General features: G+C 53.9%; 1 protein-coding gene. It reads left to right on the forward strand.

The window, feature by feature from the left end:
• Positions 1-219 precede the first annotated feature (219 nt).
• A partial coding sequence (locus QKY98_RS23615) for an SDR family oxidoreductase (RefSeq protein ID WP_284671705.1) occupies positions 220-627 on the forward strand: 408 nt, incomplete at its 3' end.

The following is a 627-nucleotide window of genomic DNA, read 5'->3' on the forward strand; positions in this document are numbered from 1 at the left end:
GGGTTGCCGCTTCGCGGAAGCTACCTGCCTCTGCTGCTGTGCAAAAAATCCTGACCATCTCCATGCGGTTAAGCATGTTGCCCTCCCATTTATTCCATATTCAGGAATATCTTAATCCAATCTTTTCCATTTATTGAGATCAATCATGGGGCTAAGGTTTGCGCACTGCCAGGCTAACCAGCCATGGCGAAGTACAAACCCGCCGATGAGGTTCTCAACATGAGCAATAACATTTCTGGAAAAGTTGTCGTTATCACCGGCGCCAGCAGTGGCTTGGGTGAAGCGACTGCACGCCACCTTGCTGCGCTTGGCGCGCGCGTAGTGCTGGCCGCACGCCGCAAAGATAAACTCGACGCGTTGGTGACTGAGCTGACCAATGCAGGTGGTCAGGCAATCGCGTATCAGACCGATGTCACCTCTCAGGAAGAGGTCAAAACGCTCATTCAAGGTGCCCTGGACACCTACGGGCGCATTGATGTACTGGTCAACAATGCCGGGCTGATGGCGATTGCACCGCTCAGTGATGCTCGCACTGACGAGTGGGATCGCATGATCGACATCAACATCAAGGGGCTGCTGTACGGAGTCGCGGCTGCATTGCCGGTCTTCCAGAAACAAAACAGTGGC

Source organism: Pseudomonas sp. HR1 (assembly GCF_030175875.1).
Classification (GTDB): Bacteria; Pseudomonadota; Gammaproteobacteria; order Pseudomonadales; family Pseudomonadaceae; genus Chryseomonas; species Chryseomonas oryzihabitans.